At 60.6% G+C, this 21923-nt stretch carries 19 protein-coding genes; 9 read left to right on the forward strand and 10 right to left on the reverse strand.

Translation table 11 applies throughout. The features are described from left to right. Positions 1 to 164 precede the first annotated feature (164 nt). From RTE01_RS00005 to RTE01_RS26520, 7 genes are all read right to left on the reverse strand, one after another. The gene (locus RTE01_RS00005) at positions 165 to 824 is read right to left on the reverse strand and encodes an O-methyltransferase (protein ID WP_123551367.1); all 660 of its coding nucleotides are present in this window, start codon (positions 822 to 824) and stop codon (positions 165 to 167) included. Positions 825 to 839: 15 nt separating this feature from the next. Further along, entirely contained in the window at positions 840 to 2225 is a 1386-nt protein-coding gene (locus RTE01_RS00010; protein WP_134525765.1) for an efflux transporter outer membrane subunit, read from the reverse strand. Next, complete coding sequence (locus RTE01_RS00015) at positions 2222 to 3307, reverse strand: HlyD family secretion protein (protein ID WP_115192911.1); 1086 nt, start codon at positions 3305 to 3307, stop codon at positions 2222 to 2224. The genes RTE01_RS00010 and RTE01_RS00015 overlap by 4 nt, the downstream gene beginning before the upstream one ends. Before the next feature lie 28 nt (positions 3308 to 3335). Next, entirely contained in the window at positions 3336 to 4988 is a 1653-nt protein-coding gene (locus RTE01_RS00020) for an MFS transporter (protein ID WP_041145283.1), read from the reverse strand. Then, positions 4988 to 5419, reverse strand: coding sequence for a MarR family winged helix-turn-helix transcriptional regulator (locus tag RTE01_RS00025; protein WP_041145284.1), 432 nt, complete (start codon positions 5417 to 5419; stop codon positions 4988 to 4990). Before RTE01_RS00025 ends, RTE01_RS00020 begins: the two co-directional genes overlap by 1 nt. 394 nt (positions 5420 to 5813) lie before the next feature. After that, entirely contained in the window at positions 5814 to 7088 is a 1275-nt protein-coding gene (locus tag RTE01_RS00030; protein WP_041145285.1) for a Glu/Leu/Phe/Val family dehydrogenase, read from the reverse strand. 182 nt (positions 7089 to 7270) lie between these two features. Next, complete coding sequence (locus RTE01_RS26520) at positions 7271 to 7381, reverse strand: hypothetical protein (protein ID WP_307723805.1); 111 nt, start codon at positions 7379 to 7381, stop codon at positions 7271 to 7273. Between the two features lie 234 nt (positions 7382 to 7615). Between RTE01_RS26520 and RTE01_RS00035 the strand changes: the two genes are divergently transcribed. The 8 genes from RTE01_RS00035 (at position 7616) to aldA (ending at position 17657) form a co-directional block, all read left to right on the forward strand. Next, a complete protein-coding gene (locus RTE01_RS00035; protein WP_134525767.1) occupies positions 7616 to 8821 on the forward strand; it encodes a bifunctional succinylornithine transaminase/acetylornithine transaminase in 1206 nt (401 codons plus the stop codon). An 18-nt stretch (positions 8822 to 8839) separates the two neighbouring features. Next, positions 8840 to 9862, forward strand: a complete 1023-nt coding sequence (gene astA, locus RTE01_RS00040) for an arginine N-succinyltransferase (RefSeq protein WP_166793774.1) — start codon at positions 8840 to 8842, stop codon at positions 9860 to 9862. Beyond that, on the forward strand, positions 9853 to 11319 hold the full coding sequence (gene astD / locus RTE01_RS00045) for a succinylglutamate-semialdehyde dehydrogenase (RefSeq protein WP_134525769.1): 1467 nt from the start codon (positions 9853 to 9855) through the stop codon (positions 11317 to 11319). The genes astA and astD overlap by 10 nt, the downstream gene beginning before the upstream one ends. A gap of 22 nt (positions 11320 to 11341) precedes the next feature. Continuing rightward, a complete protein-coding gene (astB, locus tag RTE01_RS00050) occupies positions 11342 to 12682 on the forward strand; it encodes an N-succinylarginine dihydrolase (protein ID WP_134525771.1) in 1341 nt (446 codons plus the stop codon). Positions 12683 to 12692: 10 nt separating this feature from the next. Next, complete coding sequence (gene astE, locus RTE01_RS00055) at positions 12693 to 13688, forward strand: succinylglutamate desuccinylase (RefSeq protein ID WP_134525773.1); 996 nt, start codon at positions 12693 to 12695, stop codon at positions 13686 to 13688. A 10-nt stretch (positions 13689 to 13698) separates the two neighbouring features. Continuing rightward, positions 13699 to 15135 (forward strand): amino acid permease, encoded by a 1437-nt coding sequence (locus RTE01_RS00060; RefSeq protein WP_041145291.1) that lies wholly within the window; start codon positions 13699 to 13701, stop codon positions 15133 to 15135. Positions 15136 to 15212: 77 nt separating this feature from the next. Then, positions 15213 to 16016, forward strand: a complete 804-nt coding sequence (locus tag RTE01_RS00065) for a YdcF family protein (RefSeq protein ID WP_134525775.1) — start codon at positions 15213 to 15215, stop codon at positions 16014 to 16016. Between the two features lie 201 nt (positions 16017 to 16217). Continuing rightward, entirely contained in the window at positions 16218 to 17657 is a 1440-nt protein-coding gene (gene aldA, locus RTE01_RS00070) for an aldehyde dehydrogenase (protein ID WP_041145293.1), read from the forward strand. Positions 17658 to 17705: 48 nt separating this feature from the next. Here the strand turns inward: aldA and gap are convergent, their stop codons facing one another. Next, positions 17706 to 18704, reverse strand: a complete 999-nt coding sequence (gene gap / locus RTE01_RS00075; RefSeq protein WP_041145294.1) for a type I glyceraldehyde-3-phosphate dehydrogenase — start codon at positions 18702 to 18704, stop codon at positions 17706 to 17708. A 666-nt stretch (positions 18705 to 19370) separates the two neighbouring features. Between gap and RTE01_RS00080 the strand changes: the two genes are divergently transcribed. Continuing rightward, positions 19371 to 19757: a hypothetical protein gene (locus tag RTE01_RS00080; protein ID WP_115192903.1), complete on the forward strand. Its 387-nt coding sequence runs from the start codon at positions 19371 to 19373 to the stop codon at positions 19755 to 19757. Between the two features lie 11 nt (positions 19758 to 19768). Here RTE01_RS00080 and RTE01_RS00085 read toward each other — a convergent pair whose 3' ends face one another. After that, positions 19769 to 21340 (reverse strand): sensor domain-containing diguanylate cyclase, encoded by a 1572-nt coding sequence (locus RTE01_RS00085; RefSeq protein ID WP_134525777.1) that lies wholly within the window; start codon positions 21338 to 21340, stop codon positions 19769 to 19771. A 177-nt stretch (positions 21341 to 21517) separates the two neighbouring features. Then, positions 21518 to 21919, reverse strand: coding sequence for a hypothetical protein (locus RTE01_RS00090; RefSeq protein ID WP_134525779.1), 402 nt, complete (start codon positions 21917 to 21919; stop codon positions 21518 to 21520). Between the last annotated feature and the right edge of the window lie 4 nt (positions 21920 to 21923).

Consider the following 21923-nt stretch of genomic DNA (forward strand, 5'->3'; position numbering starts at 1 on the left):
ACGTAGCGGGTGTGAGAAAAACGTCGGATTCAACGTGAACGGAACATTCCACGGAAATGAACGGAACATTCCACGGAAATGAACGGAGCTTAAAAAGCAGCCTTCGCCCAAACCACCGTTTCACGGCGATCCATCAGCTAAGCCCGACCCGAACCGTACAAACGCTACCCGTTGACCCACGCCAGCGTAAACCCATCCCAGCCCTTGCTGCCCACCGTCTGCAGCGCCGTCACCGTCAGGCGCGGGTCGCTGCCCATCATCTCAATAAACCGCCGCACGCCCTGGACTCGCTCATCGGCGCTGTGCGGATTGGTCACTTCACCCTCCCGCACCACGTTATCGCCGATAATCAGCGTTCCCGGGCGGGAGTAGCGCAGCGCCCACTGCAGATAGTGCGGGTTGTTGGGCTTATCGGCATCGATAAAGATCAGATCAAACGCCGGGCGATCGCCGAAGCTCTCAAGGGTCTCCAGCGCCGGGCCTTCGCGCAGCACAACCCGATCGTCCACCCCCGCCAGCTGAAGATTCTGCCGCGCGATCTGCGCATGGTGCGAGTCGGCTTCCAGGGTCAGCAGCTCGCCGTCCGACGGCAGCTCGCGCGCCATCCAGATAGTGCTATAGCCGCCGAGCGTGCCGATCTCCAGCACCCGCCGGGCGCGGGTGATGCGCACCAGCAGCGCCAGAAACTGTCCCTGGTTGGCGGCAACGTCGTAAGGCGGAAGGCCGGCGCGCTGGTTATTCTCTAACACCTGCTGCAATAGCGGGTCGGACGGGATCAGCGATTCAACAAGATAACTATCTACAGCAGACCATTGTTGTTGCATGCCTAATTTCCTGTATTACGTCCCTGATGAAACAGACCAGCCGCCTCCCAGCGCCCGATATAAATCAACCTGCGCCAGCAGCAGGTTATTTTTCACCTGCACGACGCTGGTTTGCGTCGAGAACAGGGTGCGCTGGGCGTCAAGAACGTCGAGATAAGAGGAGTAGCCGTTGCGATAGCGGTTTCCGGCTATCCGCAGCGTCTCTTGCGCCACCGCCTCCTGATCCTGCAGCTCCGTCAGCTGCTCGCCGTAGCGGGTGATGGCGTCCAGGCTATCGTTGACCTCACGAAACGCGCCGCGCACCGTTTTCTCATAGCCGTACAGCGCCTGGTTACGCTGGGCCATCGAGACGTCAACCTGGGCGTTCAGCGCCTGGCGGTTAAGCAGCGGGGCGAGAATACTGCCGCCGAGGCTCCACAGCCGCAGCGGGTTATCGAGCAGGTCGGGCAGCGTGCGGTCCTGCATGCTGCCGGTGGCGGTTAAGTTGATCGACGGCAGCAGCTGGGCCTGAGAAGAGGCAAGGGTGGCATCGGCGGCGAGCAGCTGGCGCTGGGCCTGCACGATATCCGGTCGGCGGTTCAGCAGGCTGGAGGGCAGCTGCGACGGCAGCGCCAGCGGCGTCAAATGGGCAAAGTCCTGGCGGCTGATGGCCTGCGGATTGCTGCCGATCAGCACGCTAAGGGCATTCTCCTGCTGGGCAATTTGATGCGCCAGCGGCGGGATCTGCGCCCGGGTAGATCGCAGCTCTGAATCGGCCTGCATCAGCTCGAGGCGCGAGGTGTAGCCGGTCTCAAACTGGCGTTTCGCCATGTTGTAGGCGTCCTCGCGGGATTTCAGCGTCTGCCGGGTGACCCGCAGCTGCTCGTCGAGAGAGAGCAGCGTCAGGTAGCCGGCGGCCACCGAGGTGGCGACGGTCAGATCGGCGGCAGCGGCGGCGGCCTTCTGCGCCTCAAGAGTGGCCTCGGCGGCGTCGGCGGCGCTGCGGTTGGCTCCCCAGATATCGACGTCATAGCTGGCGGTCAGTCCGCCCTTATAGACCGTACTGTGGATGGGAAGGCCGGTGGCGGCGGACTGCGCGCGGGCGCGGCTACCGGTCAGCGAGGCGTCAAGCGACGGAAACAGGCTGCTGTCGGCGGCGTAGGCCCGCGCCTGATACTCATTCACCCGCTCGCGGGCGATCAGCACATCGCTGTTATAGCGCAGCGCCTGCTCCACGTACTGATTGAGCTGGCTGTCGTGAAAGTTGCGCCACCACCAGCCCTCAAGCGGGCTGGCGGGGCCGATATCGGCACGCCAGGCGGCGGGGATCTGCAGCGACGGCGTGGCAGGAGGCACGTCTGCCGACCGGCAGCCGGCCAGCGCGACGCCGAGCGCCAGCGCAAGGGAGAGTCGGCGCATCATGGCTTCTCTCCCTCACGGGTATCGATGGTGACCTGCACCGACATGCCGGGGCGCAGATGCTGGCTATTTTTCTGCCCCTCATCAACCGCGATGCGCACCGGAATTCGCTGGGCAATTTTGACGAAGTTGCCGGTGGCGTTGTCCGGTGAAATGGCGCTGAACTCAACCCCGGTGGCCGGGGAGATGCTCTGGACGACGCCGCTGAATTTCTCGCCGCTGAGCGCATCGACGCTAAAGGTGGCGGCCTGACCAATGCGAATGTGCGCCAGCTGGGTCTCTTTCATATTGGCGATCACCCAGTGCTGCGGCGGCACCAGCGACGTCAGGTGGGTACCGGCGCTGACGTAGGCGCCGAGCCGGACGGAAATTTGCCCCAGCTGTCCGTCGGTTGGCGCAACGATCCGCGTGTTCTGCAGATCGATATCCGCCAGCTCCAGCGCGGCCCTGGCGCTGGCAACGTCGGCCTCCAGGGCGTCGCGGTTGACGATGGTGGATTGCAGATCCTGACGCGACATTTCCAGCGTGGCTTTCGCCTGCTCAATATCGGCGGCGCCCTGTGCGGCGCTGGCCCTTGCCGAATCGCGCTCGCGAATCGACAGCGAGCCGTCGGCGGTCAAATCCTGCACGCGCTTTAAATCGGCCTGGGTTTTCTGATTCTGCGCGCGGGCGTTTTGCAGCGCGGCCTCGTTGCGGGCAATGACCGCCTGGGCGCTTCTGCGCTGCTGCTGGTTATTTTTCAGCGCCGACTCCTTCATCGCCAGGGTGGCCTGCGCCTGATGGACGCGCTGCTTGTAGATCCGGTCGTCAATCTGGAACAGCGTCTGCCCGGGCTTAACCTGGGCAAAATCCTGAACGTTGACGGCGGTGATATAGCCGCTGACCTGCGGGCTGATAAAGGTGGTCTGCCCGCGCACGTAGGCGTTATCGGTAAACTGGCTGTGGCGGGTAAACGGCGGCAGCTGCCACGCGTATAAAATCACCAGCACTCCAACGAGGCCAATGGCGGCGGCGGTAAAAATAGAGACCACGCGAATATTATTGCGGGTATTGGCCTGTTGCCTGGCGGCATCCTGCTGACTCATAACGACTCCAGAGTAAAAATTATCTTTGTTATTTGTTTCCTGTCGCGCGTTTAAGCGCAATGCGAGCGGTAATACGCAGCCTTATCAGGCGCCAGAACACCCAGATCAGCGTGCCGGCGGAAATCATCGCCGTCAGCAGATAGGTGTCATTGTAGGCAAGAATATTGGCCTGCAGCGTTGAGGCGTTCTGCAAGAGCGTGCTGGCCTGAACGTTCAGCAGCGTGCTGTCGCCAATCTGGCTTTGATACATCTGGCTGTATTGCTGAAGACGCTCGGCAATCAGCGGATTCAGGGTGGTTATCTGGTCGGCGAGCTGGCTGGAGTGAAACTTTTCCCGCCAGGTCTGAAAGGTGCCGAGGATCGCCGACCCCAGCAGGCCGCCGATATTCTGGCTCATACCAAACAGCACCGAAAAGCTCACCAGGTTGCGCTGGTCGGCAATGACCCCGCCGATCCCGGCCAGCATCGCCGGCGCCAGGAAGAAGGCGCTGCCGAAGCCGAGCAGGAACTGGCTGAACATCAGCTGCTCGGGACGCGTCAGGATGGTCGACTGGCTGTCGAGCAGCGAGGCTACCATGATCAGCGCCAGCGCGGTGGCGGTGGGCCAGTAGAGCCGCTGCGGGTTCAGCGTCAGGCAGCTGGCGATAATTCCGCAGAGGATCCCGGCGAAGATCGACCACGCCAGCTGGGTCATCTGCTCGTTCTGTAGCCCGACGTACTGCAGCCAGCCGATAACCCCGGTGTTCTGTTCCGCCAGCACGATCCGCATCAGCAGCATAATTAATCCCAGGCGCAGGATACTGCCGCTGGAGAGCCAGTGGGTGTTGAGCAGCGGGTTGCTGCGGTTGTGCTCGAAGGCGATGGCCGACACAATCAGCACCACCGCGCCCGCCAGCGCCCAGCCGATCCACGGGGCCTCAAACCACCAGTCAAGACGGCCCAGCGAGAGGACGGCGCAGACCAGCGCCATGCCGGGGGCCAGCAGAATAAAGGTAATGAAGTCCTTTTTCTCGAACACCTTCTTGCGATCGCTGGGAGGCAGCTTGAGCACCATCACGCAGGCGAGTGAGACCAGCGCCAGCCCCAGTTCAAAAAAGTAGAGGCCGCGCCATTCGTCAAGCTGCAGCAGCTCCGTGGAGAAGAGGCGGGCGAGGGGAATCGCCAGCGATGAGCCGGTTATCCCGATGGTCAGCGCCTTCAGGCGGTGGCGGGCGGGCCACGCCTGCACCTGATAATAAATGCCCAGCGAGCTGAGCGCCGCCGCCACCATGCCGTGCGCGGCGCGAACCATCATGGCCGAGCTGAGATCGTTGACGAAGAGGTGGAAAAAGGTCACCAGCACGTACAGCACCAGGAAGCCTTCGGTAAAGGCGCGCAGGCCGAACTGCTGGCGAAATTTTACCAGCAGCAGGTTGATCGAGACGTTGGTCATAACGTAGACCGCAGGCAGCCAGGCGATCTCCGTCGACCAGGCGGCGAAGGTTCCCTGCAGGTTCTGCAGGTTGGCGGTGACCACCGCGTTGCCCAGCGCGCCGGTCAGGCAGACCAGCAGCCCGACGATGCCGTAGGCGATACGCTTTGGCGTCGAGTGAATCGGCGTCGACGGCGAGCCGAGGATCGCCGGCTTTTCATGCGGCGCCCAGTCGTGGGGCACGTAGGGGTTTTCAGGACGGCGAGGCATTACTTTTTCTCCACCTCGCGCAGCAGCTTTTCCAGCACCAGGTGGGTTTGCTGCCGCTCTTCGGGGCTAATGGCGCTTAAGATCTCTTCGCGTAAATCATCGGCCACCGTTTTGACCTGCAGATAGAGTTCAAGGCCTTTGTCGGTGGCAACCAGCAGGCGCTTGCGCCGGTCGCTGTCGGTTTTTACGCGCTCCACCAGCGCCAGCTCCACCAGCCGGTTGATCAGCGGGACGATGGTGGCGCTCTCTACGCCCAGCTCCTGGGCCAGCTCGCTTTGCGAGAGCGGCTGCTCGTTGCGGGCAATCGCCGAGACCGCGACCCAGCTGGCCTGGCTCATGCCGAGGTCCTTGAGCCGGCGGTTGACCGCCAGCCGCCAGTGATGGGCGGTGAGGTAGAGTAAATGGGAAAAGGTGAGCTGTCGGTTATCCATAATCTTCCGCAAAGTCATTAGAGCTCTAATGAGTTTATGCCCGACGGATTGGCGAATTCAAGGTTAAATAGAAAAATTGTTAATGGACTGTACGTAAAATGTACGGGGCGGCGGTGGAAGTTGGATGCTGAGACGGTATCGCGCAGCGGCAATTTTCAACGCCATGCCGGGCTCACGGGGGCGGGCGAAACGCCCTCTTGCCGTTTACCCGTGGAGGAGATTGTTAAGGAATAGGGAACGATCGATAACGGAAAACGCCACCGTGCTGATAATCTGCAGAAATAAACAGCACTCTTGCTCACGTCCCCGCAAGAAGACGCGCGCGTCGGGCGATGAAAGGGCAAAAAAAAGCCCGGACCAGGGCCCGGGCTGTCGTGGCGATCGTCGTCGAGCCTTAGCCCGGATAGATCCCGCGATCTTTACGCGCCATCAGAATACGCTCACAGGCAACGATGTAGGCTGCGGTACGCAGAGAGCACTCTTTCTCGGAGGCTTTCTCGCAGACGTGGACGATTGCATCGGTCATGATGCGGTCCATTTTGGCGTTGATCTCCTCTTCGCTCCAGAAGAAGCTCGCCATATCCTGCACCCACTCGAAGTAGCTGACGGTCACGCCGCCGGCGTTACAGATAACGTCCGGCACCACGATTACGCCGCGCTCGGCCAGCACGTCATCGGCTTCAGGGTAGGTCGGGCCGTTCGCGCCTTCCAGCACCAGCTTGCAGCTGATTTTTTCCGCGCGCTCGCGGGTGATCTGACCCTCCAGCGCCGCCGGGATCAGAATATCCATCGGCGTGGTCCAGAAGGCTTCTTTGTCGATTTCGCGGGCGCCAGGGAAGCCGGCAATTTGCTTCTTCTCCGCCTGCCATGCGGTCAGGGCGGCCATATCAATCCCGCCCTCGTTGAACAGCGTTGCGGTGTGGTCCTGAATCACCACCACCCGAGCGCCAACTTCGGAGAACAGGCGGGCCGCTTCGCTACCCACGTTACCAAAGCCCTGTAGCGCAACTTTCGCGCCCTCAATTTCAATTCCGAAGCGGCCAGCCACTTCGCGACCGGTGATAAACACGCCGCGACCGGTGGCCTTTTCGCGGCCGAGAGAACCGCCGAGGTGGATTGGCTTACCGGTGACCACGCCGGTGATAGTGGTGCCGTGGTTCATGGAGTAGGTATCCATCATCCACGCCATCACTTTGCCGTTGGTGCCAACGTCCGGCGCCGGGATATCCTTTTGCGGTCCGATGATAAGGCCGATTTCACTGGTGTAGCGGCGGGTCAGACGCTCCAGCTCGCCTTCCGACAGGCTGAACGGGTCAACGCGAACGCCGCCTTTCGCACCGCCGTAAGGAATATTGACCGCCGCGCACTTAATGGTCATCCAGGCAGAAAGCGCCATCACCTCGTTGAGGTCAACGTCCGGATGGTAGCGAACACCACCTTTACCCGGGCCACGCGAAAGATTGTGCTGTACGCGATAGCCTTCAAAATGGCGGATGGTGCCGTCATCCATCTGCACCGGGATATCGACGATCAGCGCGCGCTTCGGGTGACGCAGGGTTTCCACCCAGTAGGCAAGGTCGCCCAGGTAAGGCGCTACGCGGTCGATCTGGCGCAGATAGGTGGTCCAGGGAGATGCACTACTTTCAGATGCGTAAGATAACTTTTCCATAAGAGTCCTGTTCTCAGTGTTATTTATATCGTGTGAAACCGTGGAATAGCTACAGCAGTAAACTCTGTGTGAAGAATAATATCACCAATTTTATAAAGCAGTATTTGACGGCAATGGCGAATTTTACATTTTTGTTAGAAATTTTATTTTTTAAGTGAATAACTAAGCACTGAAAACCCACCTCATGCAGTGCATTTATATGCATATTCTATGCAAATTAGTGAATATAAAAATAAATTATCTATATTTTTCATTACCTTGATGATCTTCAAAAAGTGAATAAATGCCGTGATACCGTATTGACTTTACGGCACGACAGGCCCCAGCATGAGAGCATGCAATACACAAGGTGTTAACCGTGACTTAACAATTACCCCTGCATTGATAAGGGCTTTATTTCCTGCGCTGAATTTCATCTCCGCGCAATGGATTCGCTCGCAATAAAAACGGCGGCCGGGAATTGTTAATTTCAAATATCCACGACTGACAAATTTAAATATTGTCAACCATTGTTCCGGAGAAGTGTTATGTCAGGCAGTATTACTCGTGAAGATTTTGATTCTTATATGGTTCCCTGCTTCGCTCCAGCCCCGTTTATTCCGCTGAAAGCGGCGGGTTCGAGAGTATGGGATCGGCAGGGTAAAGAGTATATCGACCTGGCGGGCGGTATCGCCGTTAACGCTCTTGGGCACTGCAACCCGGCGCTGGTGGAGGCGCTAAAGGCGCAGCTCGACAGCCTGTGGCATATCGGCAACGGCTATACCAACGAGCCGGTGCTGCAGCTGGCTAAAACGCTGGTTAACGCCACCTTTGCCGATAAGGTTTTCTTCTGCAACTCCGGGGCAGAAGCCAACGAAGCGGCGCTGAAGCTGGCGCGCAAATATGCGCACGACAAGTTCGGCGCCGATAAAAGCGAAATCATTGCCTTCAATAACGCCTTCCACGGCCGCACGCTGTTTACCGTATCCGTAGGGGGACAGCCGAAATACTCCTGCGATTACGCGCCGCTGCCGCCGGATATTACCCATCTGCCGTATAACGATATCGCGGCGCTTACCGCCGCCATCTCAGCGCGCACCTGCGCGGTTATCGTTGAGCCGATCATCGGCGAAGGCGGCGTGGTTCCGGCCGACCCGGCGTTTCTCAGCACGCTGCGCGAGCTGTGCGATCGGCATGACGTCACGCTGATTTTTGACGAAGTGCAGACCGGCGCCGGGCGGACCGGCGCGCTCTACGCCTACCAGCACTACAACGTGGTTCCGGACATCCTCACCAGCGCCAAGGGGTTGGGCGGTGGCTTCCCGATTGGCGCCATGCTGGCGAAAGAGGCGTGGGCGCAGGTTTTCCAGCCGGGAACCCACGGCACCACCTTCGGCGGCAATCCGCTGGCGGCAACGGCGGCCAACGGCGTTCTGGCACAGCTCGATGAGGCCCTGCTGGCCGGGGTTGGCGAGCGCCACGACGCGATCGTCGCGGGGCTGAATACCCTCAACGCGAAGTACGATCTCTTCAGCGCGGTGCGCGGCGTCGGGCTGCTGATTGGTGCCGAGCTGGCGAGCCGCCTGCGCGGCCAGGCCAAAGCGCTGACTAACCTTGCGGCGCAGGAGGGGCTGATTGCGCTGATTGCCGGGCCTGACGTTCTGCGCTTTGCCCCGGCGCTCAATATTCCGCTGGCGGACATTGAGGAAGCCTTTGTGCGCCTCGATCGTGCCGTCGCCCGCCTGACGCGTTAATTCGGGAGACGGTTTATGATGCTATTTCGTCCCGTCAGGGAAAACGATCTCGACGACATCATCCGCCTCGCATCACGGGCGGGGGTTGGCATGACGTCGCTCCCCAACGATCCCGCGCGGCTGGCCGCGCGGATCCAGCGCAGCGTTGACACCTTTGCCGGCAGGCTCCCTCGCGGGCAGCAGGGCTTCCTGTTTGTGCTGGAGGATACCGACCTGTCGCGGGCGGTAGGCGTCAGCGCCATTGAGGTGGCGGTAGGGCTCGACGAACCCTTTTACAATTTCCGCCTGCAGCGCACGGTTCGCGCCTCGAAGGAGCTGGGAGTCTATAAAAATCAGGAGCTGCTGAACCTGAGCTACGACCACACCGGCCACAGCGAGCTCTGTACTCTGTTTCTCGACCCGGAGTATCAAAAAAACCGCAACGGGCTGTTCCTCTCGAAAGCGCGGTTTTTATTTATCGCCGCCTTCCGGGAGCTGTTTTCGCCGCATCTGTTCGCCGAGCTGCGCGGGCGCAGCGATGAGCAGGGCAATTCCCCGTTCTGGGATGCGCTGGGCCACCACTTCTTCGATATTCCGTTTGCCGACGCCGACCGGCTGACCGGCACCGGCATGAAAACCTTTATTGCCGAGCTGATGCCGGCGTATCCGATTTACGTCTCGTTGCTGCCGGAAAACGCCCGCCAGGCGATTGGCGAGGTGCATGCCAATACCTCACCGGCGCGGGCGATCCTCGAAAAAGAGGGCTTCAGCTGGCGCGGGTCGGTCGACATTTTTGACGCCGGCCCGGTGCTTGAAGCGCAAACCGACAGCATCAGAGCGATCGGCGAGAGCCAGTTTATCCCGGCCATGCACGTCATGGCGCAGCGGGCGGCGCCGATCATCGTCGCCAATAACCAGTTTGAACGCTTCCGCGCGGTGCTGCTGACCCCGGAAGAGAATCACCAATGCGAACACGCCGCGCTGGACGCCCTCGAGGTTAGCGAGACTGACCGGGTTCATGCGGTAACACTCAATCCGGAGAGCAGAACATCATGGCGATAAACGCACATTTTATAGCGGGACAGTGGCTGCAGGGCTCGGGCGCGCCGTTAACCAAGCTGGCGCCGGAAAACCAGGCGCCGCTGTGGCAGGCGGCCAGCGCGGGAGCGGCGGAGGTGCAGGCCGCCTGCGCGGCGGCGCGCGGCGCTTTTTATGCGTGGTCTCATCTTGCGCTGGCGGAGCGCATTGCCTGCGTGCAGCGGTTTGCCGCGCTACTGGATGCGCATAAAGAGGCGCTGGCGGAGATGATTTCTCGCGAAACCAGCAAGCCGCTGTGGGAAACCCGCACCGAAGTACAGGCGATGATTGGTAAAGCGGCGATCTCCATCGACGCCTACGCCGAGCGTACCGGCGATCGCGAATCGGCGATGCCGGACGGCAAAGCGCTGCTGCGCCACAAGCCGCACGGGGTGATGGCGGTCTTCGGCCCCTACAACTTCCCCGGCCATTTGCCGAACGGTCATATTATTCCGGCGCTGATTGCCGGCAACACGGTGGTCTTTAAGCCCAGCGAGCTGACCCCGGCAACCGCCGAGCTGACCGTTCAGCTGTGGCAGCAGGCGGGGATCCCGGCAGGGGTTATCAACCTGATTCAGGGCGGCAAAGAGACCGGCCAGGCGCTGCTGGAAAACCGCGATATCGACGGGGTGCTGTTTACCGGCAGCGCCTCCGTCGGCACCCACTTCCACCGCTATCTCGGCGGCCAGCCGGAGAAGATGCTGGCGCTGGAGATGGGCGGCAACAACGCGCTGATCGTCGCCGACGCGGCCGATATCGACGCGGCGCTGCACGTGATTATCCAGTCGGCGTTTATTTCCGCCGGGCAGCGCTGCACCTGCGCCCGCCGGCTGCTGGTCAGACACGGGGAGCAGGGCGACGCGCTGCTGCAGCGGCTGGTTGCCGCCAGCGCCAGTATTCGCGCCGGCCGCTGGGATGCCGAACCGCAGCCGTTTATGGGCGGCGTTATCTCGCTGCAGGCGGCGCAGGCAATGCTGGCGGCGCAGGACAAGCTGGAACGCCTCGGCGGTAAGGTGCTGCTGCGCATGACCCAGCCGGACCCGAACTCCACGCTGCTCACGCCGGGGATTATCGACGTCACCGGGATCGATGTGCCCGACGAAGAGTATTTTGGCCCGCTGCTGACGGTGGCGCGCTATGAGCAGTTTGATGAGGCGATCCGCATGGCGAACAACACCCGCTACGGGCTGGCGGCGGGGCTGATTTCTGCCGACCCGGCGCTGTTCGCCAGGTTCAGCGACGAAGCGCGGGCCGGGATCGTCAACTGGAACAAGCCGCTGACCGGCGCCTCCAGCAAAGCGCCGTTTGGCGGCGTGGGCGCCTCCGGTAACCACCGGGCGTCGGCCTGGTACGCGGCGGACTACTGCGCCTGGCCGATGGCCTCGCTGATTAGCGAAACGCTGACGCTGCCGGCGGCAACGTCGCCCGGCCTGCCATTCTGACAACGGATTCTGTGAGGACACTATGTCTGGTTTTGAAGCTAATTTTGACGGCCTGGTTGGGCCAACGCACCACTACGCCGGGCTGTCGGTCGGTAACGAAGCCTCGCAAAATAACCGCGACGGCGTATCCAACCCGAAGAAGGCGGCGCTGCAGGGCTTATGCAAAATGAAGGCCCTCGCCGACAGGGGCTTTATTCAGGGGGTTTTACCGCCGCAGCCGCGGCCGAATATCGCCGCCCTGCGCGGTCTGGGCTTTTACGGCAGCGATGAGCAGGTGATTACCCGCGCCGCCGCCGACGCGCCGCATCTGCTCTCGGCCTTTAGCTCCGCGTCATCGATGTGGACCGCCAACGCGGCAACGGTATCGCCATCCGCCGACAGCGCCGACGGCAGGCTGCACTTTACGGTCGCCAACCTGACCAATAAGCTGCACCGCTCCCAGGAAGCGCCCACCACCGCGGCGATTTTGCGCGCGACTTTTGCCGACGAAAACTATTTCGTTCATCACCATGCCCTCGCTCAGCACGGCGATCTGGGCGATGAAGGGGCGGCAAACCACAACCGCTTCTGCTACGACTACGGCCGTCAGGGGCTGCAGCTGTTTGTCTACGGCAGGCGCGCCAGCGGCGGCGTGGCCCCGCAAAAATATCCGGCGCGCCAGACCCTTGAGGCGAGCCAGGCGGTGGCGAGGCTGCATCGGCTGAACCCGGAATATACCGTCTTTGCCCAGCAGGACCCGGCGGCCATCGACGGCGGCGTGTTCCATAACGACGTCATAGCGGTGAGCAATCGCCACGTGCTGTTCCATCATCAGCAGGCCTTTGTGCAGCAGCAGGCGCTGCTGGAGACCCTGCGGGAAAAAGCGGCGCGCCTGGATATTCCGTTTGTCAGCGTTGAGGTTCCGCAGGCGCAGGTAGGGCTCAATGACGCCGTCGCCTCGTACCTGTTCAACAGCCAGCTGCTGAGCAAGCCGGACGGCAAAATGCTGATCGTGGTGCCGGAAGAGTGCCGCCAGCGGAGGAACGTCTGGCACTACCTGAGCGGGCTGGTGAGCGACAGCGCCTCGCCGATCGACGAGCTGGCGGTATTCGATCTGCGCGAAAGCATGCGCAACGGCGGCGGCCCGGCCTGCCTGCGCCTGCGGGTGGTGCTGAACCACGCCGAGCTGGCGGCGGTGAATCCGCACAGCCTGATGGACGACGCGCGCTATCTGCAGCTCACGCAGTGGGTTGAGAAGCACTACCGCGATCGCCTCCACGCCCGCGACCTGGCCGACCCGCAGCTCCTGAACGAGGTCTATCGGGCCCTTGATGAACTGACGCAGATTTTGCGCCTGGGCTGCATCTATGACTTCCAGCGCTAAGGGGCCGGGAATGGACAACAAGGTGAATGATTTGCTGCACTGCCGGCTGACAGAGTGGGCGTTCCCCGCACAAATCGAGGCGCGCTGGCTGGCGGATGGCGTGCTGCAGCTGCTGCCGCAGAGCCCGTGGCGGCAGGCGACGATCGTTTCGGCCGGGATCCACGGCAACGAAACCGCGCCGATAGAGCTGCTGCTGGAGATTGTGCATGCGCTGAGCCAGGGCCGGCAGCCGCTGTCGCAGGCGCTGCTGATCGTCTTCGGCAACCTGCCGGCGATCCGCGCCTCCCGCCGCTATTTGCATAACGACCTCAACCGCCTGTTCGGCGGGCGTCATCTGCGCGTTGCGCCGGGCAACGAGTCCCGGCGTGCGGCAGAGCTGGAGGCGGCGACCCTGGCGTTCTATACGGCGGCCGACGCGTACGGCCCCGTCGCCAGAGCGCATCTCGATCTGCATACCGCTATCCGCGGCTCGCGCTACCGCCAGTTTGCGCTTCTGCCCGCGCGGGAGGGGGAGTACAGCGCCGAGTTCTATCGGCTGCTCGCCGCCAGCGGCATGGACGCGGTGGTGCGGCATACCGAACCCGGCGGGACCTTCACCCACTTTACCGGCGAGGCGTTTGCCGCCGAAAGCGCGACCCTCGAGCTGGGCAAGGTGATGCCCTTTGGTGAGAACGATCTGAGCCTGTTTGCCGCCGCCGACGCGGCGCTGCGGGCGACGATTGGCGGCGGGGCGCTGCCGTCGCGCCTTAAGGAGCCGATGCACCATTTTGTGGTTCAGGAGAGCATCATCAAGGGTGACGATCGCTTCACGTTGCACCTCGATCCTAAAATCGAAAACTTCACCGCGCTTGCCGCCGGGCAGGTCATTGCCCGCCAGGCGGAGAAGACGTGGGTTATCGATGCCCAGGCTCCCTATATCCTGTTTCCGAATGCGGGAGTAGCTCGCGGGCAACGCGCCGGTTTGCTGCTGAAGTCTGCCGCGCCATGCCTTTCTTTGCCTCTCTGAAGGAATCGACATGACTCAACATCAACGCGAGGGGCAGGAGCATCCTGCCATCGACGGGGAGTGCCCGTCGCAGCTCAAACGCGGCCTTGGCGCCCGGCACATTCAGATGATTGCGCTGGGCGGCGCTATCGGTACCGGCCTGTTTATGGGGGCGGGACGAAATATTGCGGTGGCGGGGACCTCGATCCTGCTGATCTACCTGCTGGTGGGCTTTTTCACCTATATGGTGATGCGGGCGATGGGCGAAGTGCTGCTCACCCGCCTGGATTACCGCTCTTTCGCCGATTTCGTCGGCGATTATCTGGGGCCGCAGGCGAGCTTTTACCTCGGCTGGACCTACTGGCTGAGCTGGGTGGTGACCTGTATCGCCGACGTGGTGGTCTGCGGCAGCTATATGCAGTACTGGTTTCCCGAGATGTCGGCGTGGATGCCGGCCCTGAGCACCCTCGGCATTCTGTTCCTGTTTAATTTGCTGTCGGTGAAGATGTTTGGCGAGGCTGAATTCTGGTTTGCGCTGATCAAGGTGATTACGATTATCGCGCTGATTGTGACCGGCGCGTGGATGATTGCCATCGGCTGGACCTCGCCGGACGGCGTGAAGGCCTCGCTGCACCATATCACCGACCCGACGGTCTTTATGCCCCACGGCGTCACCGGGTTCCTGGCCGGCTTCCAGATAGCGATTTTCTCCTTCACCGGGATTGAGCTGCTCGGGACGATGACCGCCGAGACCCGCGATCCGCAGAAGATTTTACCTAAGGCGATCAACGCGCTGCCGCTGCGGATCATCATTTTTTATCTGCTGTCGATGGTGGTGATTATTGCCGTGGCCTCGTGGCCGGGCGTGTCGCCCGATGCCAGCCCGTTCGTGACCCTGTTTGCCAAAGCCGGCCTGCCCGCCGCCGCGGCGGTGATTAACTTTGTAGCCCTGACCTCGGCGATGTCGTCGGCCAACAGCGGGGTCTACTCCAGCACCCGCATGCTCTACGGCCTGTCGGTTGAGAAGCATGCTCACGGGCAGTTCCGCATCCTGTCGCGCCACACCCGCATTCCGGTGCGCAGCCTGCTGTTCTCCTGCTTCTGCATGCTCAGCGGCACGCTGCTGCTGTTCCTCGTGCCGAACGTGATGACCCTGTTCACCATCGTCTCGACGCTGGCGGCCATCATGGTGGTCTTCAGCTGGGGTATGATCCTCGTCGCCTACCTGGTATATCGGCAAAAGCGCCCGGACCTGCATGAAAGCTCGACCTTTAAGATGCCGGCGGGCGTGGCGATGAGCTGGCTAAGCCTGCTGTTTTTTGCCTTCGCTATTTTTATCATGATCTTCGACCCCGATACCCTAAAGGCGCTGATCGCCACGCCGCTGTGGTTTATCGCGCTGTGGCTGTGCTGGAAGATAAAGCAGAAGCGAGAAGGGCAAACGCGGCTGGAGAAACTTAACGCCTGACGGGATACAATCGGCCTAATCGGCTGCGCGGCGATAAAGCAGGACGTTGTCGCCGCGCAAATTGAAAAGGAGAGAGTATGTCAGATAATTTCCCGGCGCTGTCCGCCGATACGCTGGCGGCAGCGAACCTCGTTGGCGCATGGCTGGCGCAGGACGATTTTTCCACCCTGGCGCAGAAGCCGCCGTTTGAGGTGGTGGTACTGGCGGGCAACGCGGTGATCCCAACCATTGATGCCGCCTGCCGGCTGGCGGCCGAGGCCGAGGTTCCGCTGCTGATAAGCGGCGGAATTGGCCATTCAACGTCGTTCCTCTATGAGGCGGTACGCAACGACCCGCGTTATGGCTCGCTGCCGGTTGCGGGGCGCGCCGAGGCGCATATTCTTGCCGATATCGCCCATCAGTACTGGCACATACCGCGCGAGCGGATTGTCGCGGAAGCGCGCTCGACCAACTGCGGCGAGAACGCGCGCTTTAGCCGCGAGGTGCTCGAGGCCGAGGGGCTGGCGCACCGCGTCGGGGTGGTTATCCAGGACCCGACCATGCAGCGGCGCACGATGGCCACCTTCGCCCGCGTCTGGCAGGGAGAAGATCCGCTCCCGCGCTGGTACAGCTACCCGGGCTACGTGCCGCAGCTGCACAATACGGCGGAGAGCGGCCTCGCGTTCAGCGGCGCGGCGCAGGGGCTGTGGCCGGTGGGGCGCTATCTGGCGCTACTCCTTGGCGAGCTGCCGCGCCTGCAGGACAGCCCCCAGGGATACGGCCCGCTGGGCAAAGATTTTATTGCCCACGTTGATACGCCTCCGCAGATTGTCAGCGCGTGGCGCCAGCTGCGTGAAGATAGCCTCCTGACCCACGCCCTCGGGGATCGCACCTTAGGCTGATGATTTTTGCCCGTTTGCGCCGGATTTGCCGCAAACGGGCAGTTTGTGTTACCTGAATGTAACTTTTTCTCCGGGCTTAGGGCCCGATTCTATGAAGTAATTCACATAATCACGCGTATGCACTGCTCCGGCTGCCCGTTATGGATAGATTTTTAACAAATAAATCACTTGTTAAAAACAATAAATCCACAGGAGCAGGCTATGACAGCACCCGTTCAGCACCCGATGTATATTGATGGTCAGTTTGTTGCCGGGCGCGGCGACGCCTGGATTGACGTGCTTAATCCTGCCACCGAAGCACTGCTCTCCCGCATTCCCGACGGCAGCGCCGAAGACGCGCAGCGGGCCATTGATGCCGCAGAACGCGCGCAGCCGGGCTGGGAGGCGCTGCCGGCTATCGAGCGCGCCGGCTGGCTGCGTAAAATCGCCGTCGGGATCCGCGAACGCGCGGGCGAGATTGCGGCGCTTATCGTTGCCGAGGGCGGGAAGACCCAGCAGCTGGCGGCGGTGGAGGTCTCCTTTACCGCCGATTATCTCGACTATATGGCCGAGTGGGCGCGGCGCTACGAAGGTGAAATCGTGCAAAGCGACCGTCCCGGTGAGAATATCCTCGTGTTCAAACGCGCCCTCGGCGTGACCACCGGCATTCTGCCGTGGAACTTCCCGTTCTTCCTGATTGCCCGTAAGCTTGCCCCCGCGCTGCTGACCGGCAACACGATGGTGATCAAACCGAGCGAGTTCACCCCCAATAACGCCATCGCTTTTGCGCAGATAGTCGATGATATCGGCCTGCCGAAAGGGGTGTTTAACCTCGTGCTGGGCCGCGGGGAGACCGTTGGCCAGGAGCTGGCGGCGAACCCGAAAGTGGCGATGGTCAGCATGACCGGCAGCGTGGGCGCGGGTGAAAAAATCATGGCCGCCGCGGCGAAAAATATCACCAAAGTGTGCCTCGAGCTGGGCGGCAAGGCGCCGGCGATTGTGATGGATGATGCCGACCTCGAGCTGGCGGTTCGGGCGGTGGTCGATTCGCGGGTGATCAACAGCGGGCAGGTATGCAACTGCGTCGAGCGCGTTTACGTCCAGAAGGGGATCTACGATCGCTTTGTTAACCGCCTCGGCGAAGCGCTGAAAGCGGTGCAGTTTGGCGACCCGGCGCAGCGGGATGATATCGCTATGGGGCCGCTGATCAACGCCGCCGCCCTGGAGCGGGTCGAGCAGAAGGTAGCCAAAGCGCTGGCCCAGGGCGCGCGCCTGGCGCTCGGCGGCAAAGCAACCGGCGGTCGCGGCTATTTTTATCCGCCGACGCTGCTGCTGGACGTGCGCCAGGATATGGATATTGTCCACGAAGAAACCTTTGGTCCGGTGCTGCCGGTGGTGGCATTTGACACGCTTGAGGAGGCGCTGGCGATGGCCAACGACAGCGACTACGGGCTGACGTCGTCCATCTATACGCGCGACCTGAACGTAGCGATGAAGGCGATTAAGGGGCTGAAGTTCGGCGAAACCTACATCAACCGCGAAAACTTTGAGGCCATGCAGGGCTTTCATGCGGGCTGGCGCAAATCGGGCATCGGCGGCGCCGACGGTCGCCACGGTCTGAACGAGTACCTGCAGACCCAGGTGGTCTATTTGCAGGCCTAAGCGGCGGGTGAAGACGCGGATAGCCGAGGGCTATCCGCTTTTATTTGCTTATTTAGCGAACCTTTCCAGCACGCGGATGAGCTGGGTGACGAAGCCGTATTCGTTGTCGTACCACGCCACGGTTTTGACCAGCTGAACGTCGCCGGCCTCGGCGATTTCGAGCTGGGTGGCGTCGTAAATCGAACCAAAGTGGCTGCCAATTACGTCGGAAGAGACAATCTCCTCTTCGGTATAGCCGAAGGATTCATTATTCGCCGCCGCGTTCTTCATCGCCTGATTGACCTCTTCGGCGGTGACCTTTCTCTCAAGAATCGACACCAGCTCGGTGACCGATCCGGTTTTGGTCGGCACGCGCTGGGCGTGGCCCTTCAGCCTGCCGCTGAGCTCGGGAATCACCAGACCAATCGCCTTCGCCGCCCCGGTGGTGTGCGGGATGATGTTTTCCGCCGCCGCGCGCGAGGCGCGTAAATCCTTACCGCGCGGGCCGTCCACCAGCGACTGGGTGCCGGTGTAGGCGTGAATGGTGGTCATCGTGCCGAGTCTGATGCCGAACGCATCGTGGAGCACTTTCGCCATCGGTGCCAGGCAGTTGGTGGTGCAGGAGGCGACGGAGATAATGGTGTCGTCCGCGGTGAGGGTGTCGTCATTGACGTTGTAGACGATGGTTTTCATCTCCCCGGCGGGGGCTGAGATCAGGACCTTTTTCGCCCCGGCGCTAAGGTGGGCCTGGGCTTTTTCCGTCGAGGTATAGAAGCCGGTGCACTCAACGATAAGCTCCGCGCCCGCGCTTTCCCACGGAATATTCCGGGCCTCTTTCTCCGCGTAGACGGTGATGCTCTTACCGTTAACGATCAGGGCATCGTCGGTGAAGTCCACGCTCCACGGGAAGGGACCGTAGTTAGAGTCATGTTTTAGCAGATAGGCCAGCACTTTTGGCGAGGTGAGATCGTTAATGGCAACGACCTCCAGCGGGCTGTTAACTTCCAATAAACGGCGTAATACCAGACGTCCGATACGACCAAATCCATTAATTCCAAGCTTGCTCATGGAAAATCTCCTGGTGAGTCGGTTAGAGGGTAAAACTCATACAGGCATACTCCAGTCGGTCGATTTGGGCAACCCGCAAAATCGACCGGGCGGCTAAGCTTTTGAAAAAACGCGACAGAAACATTCATGCGTTTGCTCATCGCGGAGAGGGCGGAAGCTGGCCGCTAAAAGCGAGTTTGCGGGCCTGCTCCTGCCGGGCTCAGGCGCTCTCGAGATCGCCTGACCAAATCATCGCCGCGCTTCCCGCACCGCTCCCTTCCGCCACTTTTACCGCCAGAGCGGCTTTGTGCTTCTGGCTGGCGTTTGCCATGGCCACGGCGGTGTCCGTTACGGTGAAGGTTCCATGATTGGGGCAGGTTAAAATATGAAAATCTCCCCAGGGGATTGCCGCGGTTAACGCTGAGCTGCAAGCAGGGCAATGGGGTAAAGATGAAGAGTAAGCTGACATAACGCCTCCTGAAAAGTGGGCGCCAATCATTCCATATGTTGACGGTGCGATGGTGGCTGTGAATGCTGAGGAATGTATTTGCATGATGAATGAATTAGGCCTGGCGTCGCGAGCCTCAGGAGGGGCATTATCTCGGATAATCTGCATAAGCGATGTCAAATACGCGCGCGACGATCGCTTTATCTATTGTCAGTGACCGTCACAAAAAGGGATGAGTAATGAATATATCGAGCGGCTGCTTTTTGGCCGTATTGATGCTGGGTAGCGCCTCGTTTGCGGCAACGGCGAAAACAACGTCGGTTAAGTGTTCTTATCCGACCTACAGCGATCAAAGCGGCAATCATGCGGCAAAAAATCCGCTGGTATTTACGTTTATTATCGATAGCGGAACGAATAAGGCCTATATCGCCGGAAACGTCGGTTCGGCCGAGGTGACCATCGTGCCCAATGGCGTAGACGGCATCTCTTTTATTGAAACCTCAGAGGTGGGCAACGTCACCGTGACGACAATGACGCGCAGCGGTGATTCGGTGCATAGCCGCAATATGGTTATGCCGGGAGGCATTTTTGCCTCTCAGCATTATGGCACCTGCGTGGCACAGTAGTTCGCGGCCGTTCAGATGCGGGAAAAGCCTTCGGCGTCGGCGATAACCACGGCGTTGCGGCCGGCGCGTTTGGCTTCATAGAGCGCTAAATCAGCTTTGCGCAGGACGCTGTAAACGTCGTTTACGCTCTCGCTGAACCCGGCAACGCCGAGGGAGATGGTCACCTTTTCGGCGTGGGGGAAATCGGCATGCTCGATCTCCACCCGGATACGCTCCGCCACTTCCGCTGCCGCGGTCAGGCCGGTGTCCGGGAGGAATACGACAAACTCCTCGCCGCCAAACCGGCAGGCAACCTGCCCGTCGGCGCAGAGGTTGCGCAGCTTCTCGCCGAACGTGACCAGCACCGCATCCCCGCCGTCATGGCCGTGCAGATCGTTAATTTTTTTGAAATGGTCGATATCAATCGCAATGACGCAGCGCTCGGTGCGATGGGAGGACTGTTTCAGCAGCGTGCTGAACCCTTTGCGGTTATAGAGTCCGGTAAGCGGGTCCGTCATCGTTTCATCGCTGAGGGCGTTGACCCGGCGGGCCATGATTTGCAGATGCTGGCTGAACGCCTCTTTAAGGCGCTCCGCTTCCTTGTACCAGACGTTAATGTTGGCCAGCTTTTTGCGCGTGGACGCGTTGTTTTCCGCGCGGGTGAATTCGGCGAGTTTCTCGAGCGGGGCCGAAATGATGGCGGCAAAAATCGTCACGGTTGTCACCGTCAGGAAGATGATCGCGAGCGTGAACCAGAAGGCGTTAACCACCGTCTGCATTAATATACGCGATACGCTTTCCGACGCCCCCGAGATGATAATCTTCCAGTCGGCCTGCTTCAGGCTGGCGTAGCCCACCAGGCTGTCTGCGCTTTTGTCATCGCCAAAAAAGTGGCCGTTTTGCGCGTTAATAATCTGCTCCTGCAGGCCGGGAGTGGGGCGAAACTCGCCTCCCACGCGCGCCGGATTGCGATTAAAGATGATTTTTCCGTCATTATCGATAACGCTGACGTCCGTCGTATTTTCATAGAAATGCATGCTTAGAATATCGCTGAGCATGCTCTCTTTTTGCAGGTAGATGCTGCCGCCGATATAGCCGAGATAGTCGCCGCCGGGGCTAAATAATGGCTGCGAGACAAACACCACGTAATTACCCGCCGCCGAAATGAACGGTTCAGAGATAAAGAGCTTCTTTGAGGTAATGGCCTGTTGGCTGGCGCTCGAGTGCAGTTTAATTCCCACCAGCTTGAGGCTTTCCGGGGAGGCGGCGGCAATAACGGCGTCGGAATTAACGATAACCACCGAGTTGAAGAAGCCGGACTGCAGGCGCAGCCTTTCCGCCTCGCTCTTCAGCTGCTGGGGGTCATTAAGGTTTTTTATCTGCCCGGCGCTGTAGGTGAGCTCCCGCTGCGCCGTCACCAGGTAGCGGTCGGTGGTATCCGCCAGCTTACGGGCGTAAGCGAGGTTGTTCTCAAGCAGCCGGTTCTCAATATTGCCCTTCTGGAAAAACGTCAGGGCGCTGAGCAGCAGCATTGATGTCAGCAGGATCCCTCCGACGGACAACATCAGCATGAGAGTGCGCAGATGCAGTTTTTTTCCTGGCATAGGTTTTCACGTATCTTAAAAATTTTGCGCATTTTATCAGTTTTTTAGCGCAGAACATAAGCCGCTTCTGCCGCTCCGTCGGCTGACAGCAGGTTCTGACAATGGCGGCCGACCGCCATTATGGTGCACCGCTATGCGGGGTGCTAATCGCAGCAGCTTATGTGATATCAGGGGCGGTCAGAGCCTACCCGTCGGGGAACGCCAGGTGACATAGCTCCCGTAGCCTGAACCGGTACTCGCAATTTTTATCCAGCCCAGCCGCGTTAATTCCAGCGAAATAAATTTGTTTAAAATGCCGTGTCCCATGCTGACCACGTGGCCGTATCGCGCCGCCGCGTCGATCAGCTCCCGCGCCATCCTGGCGGCTCTCATCCGGACTTCAGCTTTTGCTTCAGAACCGCGCGCAAGGTCGGTAAGCCAGAGCAGGCGGAACAGTATCAGCCAGATAGCGGAGGGGAATTTTATCAGCGGAACGTTGATAACCGGCAGCGGCGCTTCGCTGAGTTCGTGGAGGATAGCGTGCGGGTTTGCACCCAGCGTAGAGAGAGAGGTAAGCGCGCGCGGCAGGGGGCTGGACACGAAA

The organism is Klebsiella terrigena (assembly GCF_006539725.1).
In the GTDB taxonomy this organism is placed as follows: Bacteria; Pseudomonadota; Gammaproteobacteria; order Enterobacterales; family Enterobacteriaceae; genus Klebsiella; species Klebsiella terrigena.